1 protein-coding gene is annotated in these 676 nt (G+C 32.7%); it reads left to right on the top strand.

Going from position 1 to position 676, the window contains the following annotated elements:
• Positions 1-676, top strand: a 676-nt coding sequence (ltrA, locus tag HF850_RS15395) for a group II intron reverse transcriptase/maturase (protein WP_169106288.1), incomplete at both ends; no start/stop codon positions are given.

Here is a 676-nt window from a genome sequence, read left to right as displayed (position 1 = left end):
TGATACTAGTAGATTACTCGAAGAAGTTCTTGAAAGGAAAAATATGCTTTCAGCTCTCAAAAGAGTAATTAGCAATAAAGGTAGTCATGGTGTTGATGGAATGAAAATCGATGAACTTCGAGAGCATATCCAAAAACACTGGAATACAATTAAGGCTAAACTGCTAGAAACAAGATATAATCCATCACCAGTTAGAAGAGTAGAAATTCCGAAACCAGATGGTGGAGTTAGATTATTAGGAATTCCAACTGTACAAGATAGATTAATTCAACAAGCAATTGCTCAGGTATTATCAAGAATTTATGAACCATCATTTTCTAATAATAGCTTCGGATTCCGCCCTCACAGGGGAGCAAAAGATGCTATAAGGAAATCAAAAGAATACATAAATCAAGGAAATAGATGGGTTGTAGATATGGATTTAGAAAAATTCTTTGATAAAGTTAATCATGATATTCTCATGAGTAAATTGGAAAAGAAAATAAAGGACAGAAGATTATTGACGTTAATAAGAAAATATCTTAAAAGTGGTGTACTTATTAATGGTATTTGTATTACTAACGAAGAAGGAACTCCGCAAGGCGGTCCGTTAAGTCCATTACTAGCAAATATAATGCTAGATGAATTAGATAAAGAACTTGAGAAAAGAGGACACAAATTTTGCAGATATGCAGAT

Source organism: Clostridium sp. SM-530-WT-3G (assembly GCF_012843905.1).
In the GTDB taxonomy this organism is placed as follows: Bacteria; Bacillota; Clostridia; order Clostridiales; family Clostridiaceae; genus Clostridium.
Note: the sequence above shows the minus strand (reverse complement) of the source record. Positions and strands in the feature narration are given on the sequence as shown.